General features: G+C 41.4%; 6 protein-coding genes. 3 read left to right on the top strand and 3 right to left on the bottom strand.

Going from position 1 to position 6,283, the window contains the following annotated elements:
* Positions 1-476: 476 nt before the first annotated feature.
* Positions 477-1,328: a 2OG-Fe(II) oxygenase gene (locus AACX33_RS03190; protein WP_193998949.1), complete on the bottom strand. Its 852-nt coding sequence runs from the start codon at positions 1,326-1,328 to the stop codon at positions 477-479.
* A 291-nt stretch (positions 1,329-1,619) separates the two neighbouring features.
* Here AACX33_RS03190 and AACX33_RS03185 point away from each other — a divergent pair, with 291 nt between their 5' ends.
* Entirely contained in the window at positions 1,620-2,513 is an 894-nt protein-coding gene (locus tag AACX33_RS03185; protein WP_193998951.1) for a class I SAM-dependent methyltransferase, read from the top strand.
* A 26-nt stretch (positions 2,514-2,539) separates the two neighbouring features.
* Here AACX33_RS03185 and AACX33_RS03180 read toward each other — a convergent pair whose 3' ends face one another.
* Entirely contained in the window at positions 2,540-3,313 is a 774-nt protein-coding gene (locus AACX33_RS03180) for a glycosyltransferase family 2 protein (protein WP_193998953.1), read from the bottom strand.
* A gap of 322 nt (positions 3,314-3,635) precedes the next feature.
* Positions 3,636-3,782 carry a hypothetical protein gene (locus tag AACX33_RS03175; RefSeq protein WP_193998955.1) on the bottom strand — a complete coding sequence of 49 codons (147 nt, stop codon included), beginning with the start codon at positions 3,780-3,782 and terminating at the stop codon, positions 3,636-3,638.
* A gap of 54 nt (positions 3,783-3,836) precedes the next feature.
* Between AACX33_RS03175 and pds the strand changes: the two genes are divergently transcribed.
* Positions 3,837-5,276: a 15-cis-phytoene desaturase gene (gene pds / locus AACX33_RS03170; protein ID WP_193998957.1), complete on the top strand. Its 1,440-nt coding sequence runs from the start codon at positions 3,837-3,839 to the stop codon at positions 5,274-5,276.
* Positions 5,260-6,192 (top strand): 15-cis-phytoene synthase CrtB, encoded by a 933-nt coding sequence (gene crtB, locus AACX33_RS03165; protein WP_193998959.1) that lies wholly within the window; start codon positions 5,260-5,262, stop codon positions 6,190-6,192. The genes pds and crtB overlap by 17 nt, the downstream gene beginning before the upstream one ends.
* Positions 6,193-6,283 lie beyond the last annotated feature (91 nt).

Below are 6,283 nucleotides of genomic sequence, written 5' to 3'. Positions count from 1 at the left end.
ACCCCCAATTATGGGGGAACAAGAATTTTCAAAGTCCCCCATTTTACCCCCAAATTTGGGGGTCACGGGGGCAGGGGATTTAGGGGGCAAAACAGGCTCAAACGCAGACAGGCAGGACTTGTGTGTACACCGTAGCCTCGCTTGCGGGGAGGGTTAGAGAGAGGTTCTTTTTATGCATCTTTAATATAAAATTGGTATAATACCAATTTAAAAATCTTTGCCATGCCATAAAGCGGCTGTATGGGCTGACCTGATGATACTCCTACTTATGTATCTGGAGTACATATTCACAAGAATGCGCTCATATGCTTGCTGTATAAAATTATATAAGTTTTGCTAGCCACGACATCGGCAATACACTGATCCAAAACTCTGATGCAGTTATCCCGTGACTCCGACTTTTGATCAGCCTGGGAGTCTCAAAAAGGCACATTGTGGCAGCAAATTTAGATGGCTATTTCCACTAGATTTAGCAACTACCCACACTTGTTTATAGTATTATTTAATACTCGATTTTTATAAAAATGTGGCTTTTTAATTCCATGTTTAAAGATTTTACGCACCATATTTCGTAAGCTAGCGTCTCCTCTCAACACGATATCTCTGAGATTCTGTTCGGGGCGACCTCGAAAAGAAGTAACATGATAGTACTTGTGTACATCAGCAGGTTTTGGCGAAAAATAGTAGTTAGATACACAACAGCGCTGACCATGATAATTAATGGGGCTAACGGAGTGCCAAGAAGTTTTATTAGTCACCATAATAACTAGCCGATTGAACTTACTGTGAATAGTTCTACAAGGCTGCTTTAAATCTTGATCCCAAAGCTCTAAGTTACCGCCATAATTTTCTTGCCAATTGGGAGTTACATAGTACAGTAAATTCAACACACGATAGTTACTGATATCTTTATCATGGGAATTATCTAGATGGGGATTTAAAAAACAGCCATAATCCATGAGGCTAACACCACCAGCATAAAGGTATTCATCTGGCATCAATTGTTCCAATCCCGTTATTTCGGCAATCAGGTTCACTATTCTAGTATCCTGAAACGCATAGATAATTTCTTCTAAGAGCGGGTCATACTTGTCTAATTGTATACCAACGTACTTATGTTCTCTCAGGTCTTTTAACTGCAATAAGTTTTTTTTATCGGGAAATGCATGATATATTTTTAATACATCCTCTTCATTTAATAAATCATCTAAGTAACAGGTATTTATCCTGTTCTCGATCATAAATTGTTTTTTTAAAGCCGATTTAGATTGTTCAAGTTTATTTAAAATTTGCTCGGTATAATAACTTTTTGAAGTTTTGGTTAGCATTTACAATTTTTTCCGGATCGAGTAAAAAAGATTTGAATATAATATAGCATTTTTAGAAAAATGGTCTAACTGAAGACTAAAAAAATTTAAAATTATTACATAAGTCAGTTTTATTTCACAAAAAAAATAATTATTTGGGGATTTTTCCTGTTAAATTTATACTAAATTACGATAGGCAACGATAAATATACATAATTGTCCCGAAAATAATCGCTGCAACCAAAAGTAATTTGCTATACTTCGTGCTATCAAAAAGCAAATAAGTAAATACACGCTTAAATAATTGACTATATGTTAAAAGAAGTGGATACAAATTGCTCTCAGTATTTTGCTCAACCAAACAAAATTGATGGATGGGATGAAGATATTATTATTTGCCCTATTTTAAATCCCACCCCAGCTATCCAAGCCAACAGCTACTACTTTGGACATCCAGAATGGGGATTAAATTATTTTCAAGCCTGTCACAGAAATGAAAAGTTTGTAGAACTGTGGCAAGCTGTGATTGGTAGTTGGCAAGATAAAGTAGTGGTGGATATCGGTTGTGGCCCAGGCAATGTCTATGCCTCTCTCAAAGAGTTTTGTGGTGAACCGCAGTTATTACTGGGTGTAGATGTTTCTCTCGGCGCACTGAAAATGGCTCGCCAACTCGGATATACAGCAGTCCTAGCAGATGCTCAAAATCTACCTTTTGTTTCTGGGTTTGCTGATATTGTGATGCTTAATGCTAGCTTGCATCATTGCGATGATATGCCAAAAGTTTTGCAAGAGGCAGCTAAATTGGTACGTCCTGGCGGGCTTTTAATTACAGATCACGATCCTCAAAAAAGTGCTTATCAGTTTAAAGGTTTAGGTTCACTACTGTGGAAAATACGGTTACCAATTTATAAGTATATTAAACGTGGGGGACATTCTAGCTCAGAGGAGCAATTCTGGGGCTTGGCAACAGAGGTACATCACAAAGCGTTTGATGGTGTGACATCAGAGATGTTTGATCAAGTCTTAGAACCGATGGGCTTTAGAGTTAAGGTTTACCCCCATAACCATACTGTCGGTGCAGAAGCATTAAAGGGTAATTACGGTAAGCCTTTTTGGAAGTATCGTCTAGCTCAAAGACTATCAGGCATAGACCCCAATTCTCTAGAAGCTGCATTGTCGTTGATGTGTGTTGCCACACGGTATTGATCCTAAAGATGGCTATGCTAGCTTTGTCATTGACGTTTTAATTTCTCTGCTTCAATGATCCGAATTGCCAGGATAGTCTCGGCTAAAACCCGATGAAATACGTAATACCAACCATGCCAACCATCGAAAATCCAGCCTTCGATGATCAAGCAATAGAGAAAGACCATCCCAGGAGCCAAGATTTTTTTTCTGCGGATACGATCAACCCAATCAAGTTCGTTGATGGGAGTTTCTAGTATTTTCTTGGCTTCAAGTACTGTATAACGTTCTTGTGACCATAACCAACGACTAAATGGTTTGCGATCGTCATGGTAGAGATAAGCAGATAGGACATCTGATTTACCAGTCAGTTGTAAAACTTGTGTATGTCCATCATCAATATAAATAGCTTTGCTTTTTTGAAATAGAACTTGACGAGGCGGGAGGATTCTGGTGTTACGCACGGGTTTGCCAAACACACAATACTTGAATCTGACAAAGTAGCCATCAATTTCTCCATCCATCGGTAAAGCGGCTATTTCCGAGATTAAATCATCTGTAACTATATAGTCTGCATCTAGAGAAAGCACCCAGGGAGATTTGACTTGTTCTAAGCCATAGTTCCATTGTTTACCGTGGGTATCAAATTCACGCTTAAATACCTGGACTTGTGAATAGGAGTGAAGAATTTCCAGGGTTGTATCCGTACTATAACTATCAATAACTATGATTTTTTTTGCCCAAGTGAGATGCTCAAGGGTGCGTCTAATATTGGCCGCTTCATTATAAGTGAGAATCAGAGGAGTAATGTGTTCTAACATGGATACAATAATTTCATTAGAATTAGAGCAATTCTCTGTAGTAGGCGTTTGCATAGAAAATGAGCTAATTTATTTAGTCTGTCATTGATTCTTGTTATTGGATAGCATAGATAAGCTGGAATTTGTCAATTTTTTAAATGTAAATTATCTGATTTTCCGGAGTTAGATCGTAATTTTGGTTTTTGTGGAATGTATTTGACTACATTGATGGTAATAAAAACACATAATAATAGCACTAGATAAAAATTTATGTGAGATTTTACCCAATTAATCACATAAATTAACGCAGACCTGGAGAATATTTGAGACTACTGGCAAAAAATTAGTAGGAAACGAAGGAATCATTGAGTGCTTGAGTGGTAATGATGCTGGCGCTCTGCTGTGGTTGGTGGATCTCAGTAAAATTGCCTTTGCCAGAAGTTTTTGGAGAAGCGATCGCACAACCCCTGCCAAATGTAACGGATTGCAACGTATAATGAGAACGACAAAAGGATCAAAAAATATTGAAAGGCAGTAAGTTGAAATGCGAGTAGCGATCGCGGGTGCTGGACTAGCAGGATTATCCTGCGCGAAATATCTCACAGACGCAGGTCACACTCCCATTGTCTTGGAAAGCCGGGATGTACTGGGTGGTCTGGTTGCGGCGTGGAAAGACTCTGACGGCGACTGGTACGAAACCGGATTACACGCCTTCTTTGGGGCATACCCCAATATGCTGCAATTGCTGAAGGAATTGGGCATCGAGGACAGACTTCAGTGGAAAGAGCATACACTGATTTTCAATCAACCGGAAAAGCCTGGTACACTATCACGTTTTGATGTTCCAGATATTCCATCTCCTTTTAACGTGATTGCATCGATTCTTCGCAACAAAGATATGTTGACTTGGGAGCAGAAGATTCGGTTTGCAATTGGCCTGCTACCAGCAGTGGTTCGGGGTCAGCAGTATGTTGAGGACATGGACAAATACAGCTTCTTAGAGTGGCTGGAAAGGCAAGGAGTTGGCGAACGCGTCACTAGTGACGTTTTTATCGCCGCGTGTAAGGCGCTGACCTTTATCAATCCCGAAGAAGTGTCTGCCACAATTCTCTTAACTGCACTAAATCGCTTTCTCCAAGAACGATATGGTTCCAAGATTGCGTTTTTAGATGGTTCGCCCACAGAGCGATTGTGTCAGCCGATGGTAGATTACATCACTGAGCGGGGTGGCGAAGTCCGCCTCAACTCGCCTTTAAAACAGATTTTGCTGCACCCTGATGGGACTGTCAAAGGATTTTTGCTCAGGGGGTTAAACGGCGCTGAAGATCAAGTCTTGACGGCTGATATGTATGTATCCGCCATGTCAGTTGACCCACTGAAGGTGATGTTACCAGAACCTTGGCAGCAAATGGAGTATTTCCAGAAGCTAGAAGGGCTGGAAGGCGTACCTGTAATTAATGTACATTTGTGGTTTGACCGGAAACTCACAGAAATTGATCACCTCCTCTTTTCGCGATCGCCCCTCCTCAGCGTTTATGCTGATATGAGCAATGCTTGTCGTGAATATGCTAATTCTGAGCGTTCCATGCTGGAATTAGTCTTAGCTCCGGCAAAAGATTGGATCACCAAATCGGATGAGGAAATTGTTACCGTCACTATTGCTGAGTTGGAAAAACTCTTCCCCGATCATTTTGGGCAAGAAAATCCCGCGAAATTGCTGAAATCTCATGTGGTGAAAACACCGCGTTCAGTTTACAAAGCGACCCCAGGTCGTCAACAGTACCGCCCCTTACAGTCAACCCCCATAGCTAACTTCTTTCTCTCAGGGAGTTACACCATGCAACGCTATTTAGGCAGTATGGAAGGTGCCGTACTTTCTGGTAAGCTGACAGCGCAGGCGATTTCTGAAGCACGCCCGGTAGCAAATTCCTCAGACCTGCAAACGCCAACCCGACCGCCCGCAACGAATGCTGCAACTGCCTGATTCCCCTCCGCGCATGAAAACGCTGGTCTCTGTAGACGAGTCCTACAAACTTTGTCGGCAACTTATAGCCAAGTATTCCGCGACTTTTTACCTAAGCACTTTGCTCCTGAGCGAAGAAAAACGTCCTGCCATTTGGGCGATTTACGCTTGGTGTCGCCGCACAGATGAACTGGTAGATGGCCCCGGATGTGCCATGACTACGCCAGAAACCCTAGACTTATGGGAAGAGCAGCTCGAATCAATTTTTGCTGGACACCCAGTGGAAAATTATGACGTAGCTTTGGCTGATACTGTTCGACGCTTTCCAATGGACATTCAGCCCTTCCGGGATATGATTGCTGGTCAGCAAATGGATTTATATCGTAGTCGCTATGAAACCTTTGAGGATTTATACCTCTACTGTTACCGCGTCGCTGGTACTGTCGGCTTAATGTCAACGTCAGTCATGGGATTGGATGAAACCAGAAATACAGCCCCGTGGAACTGTCAACAACAGCACTATATGCCGACTGCTGAAGAAATTGCCTTGGGAATTGCCAAACAACTCACAAACATCCTCAGAGATGTAGGTGAAGATGCACAACGTGGGCGAATTTATATTCCTCTAGAGGATTTGGCACGATTTAATTACACCGAGCAAGATTTGTTGAAAGGTGTAGTAGATGACCGCTGGCGCTCCCTCATGCAATTTCAAATTAACAGAGCCAGACAGTTTTATACTAAAGCCGAAAGAGGTATTACTTACCTATCAACTGATGCCCGTTGGCCTGTATGGGCGGCTCTCATGCATTACAGTCGAATTTTAACCATAATTGAACGCAACGATTACAACGTGTTTACTCAACGTGCCTACGTACCCCAATGGCAAAAATTACTTTCTTTGCCAGTAGCGTGGATGCGATCTCAAGTGCTTTAATCAGGTCAGTAGTCAGAATAATTCGTAATTCGTAAGTTTTGCACCCCATAAATAAATTGAGCAAAACCTGAAACATTGACTGCATTTCGTT

This window comes from Nodularia sp. LEGE 04288 (assembly GCF_963896525.1).
GTDB lineage: Bacteria > Cyanobacteriota > Cyanobacteriia > Cyanobacteriales > Nostocaceae > Nodularia.
Note: the sequence above shows the minus strand (reverse complement) of the source record. Positions and strands in the feature narration are given on the sequence as shown.

Excerpts from the sequence above, each read along its gene's own strand:
- AACX33_RS03185 (WP_193998951.1), top strand. The coding sequence starts at position 1,620 with ATGTTAAAAGAAGTGGATACAAATTGCTCTCAGTATTTTGCTCAACCA.
- crtB (WP_193998959.1), top strand. The coding sequence starts at position 5,260 with ATGCTGCAACTGCCTGATTCCCCTCCGCGCATGAAAACGCTGGTCTCT.
- AACX33_RS03190 (WP_193998949.1), bottom strand. The coding sequence starts at position 1,328 with ATGCTAACCAAAACTTCAAAAAGTTATTATACCGAGCAAATTTTAAAT.
- AACX33_RS03180 (WP_193998953.1), bottom strand. The coding sequence starts at position 3,313 with ATGTTAGAACACATTACTCCTCTGATTCTCACTTATAATGAAGCGGCC.
- pds (WP_193998957.1), top strand. The coding sequence starts at position 3,837 with ATGCGAGTAGCGATCGCGGGTGCTGGACTAGCAGGATTATCCTGCGCG.